1 pseudogene is annotated in these 262 nt (G+C 54.6%); it reads right to left on the bottom strand.

Annotated elements, in window-relative coordinates:
* Positions 1-262, bottom strand: a pseudogene (locus EIZ39_RS26290) (5-methyltetrahydropteroyltriglutamate--homocysteine S-methyltransferase); the annotation flags it as partial.

Below are 262 nucleotides of genomic sequence, written 5' to 3' on the forward strand. Positions count from 1 at the left end.
AATGGCCTGCTTGATATGTTCCGCAATGCCTGTGCGGTAGTTGTTGGCGTCGAGATTACCCTTTTTGAAATCCAGACGCAGGGTACGAATCTCCGTGGTTTGCGGGAAGGAACCAATCGTGGTGGTCGGCCACGCGGGCAGTTTAAAACGCGCACGCTGGGCTTCAGCACGCACTTCATAGACATTCGCACGCTGACTGTCCTGAGCGGTGATCGCCGCCAGACGCTTTTCTACTGCCGGATTATGTACACGAGTAGAGTGA

This window comes from Ammoniphilus sp. CFH 90114 (assembly GCF_004123195.1).
In the GTDB taxonomy this organism is placed as follows: Bacteria; Bacillota; Bacilli; order Aneurinibacillales; family RAOX-1; genus YIM-78166.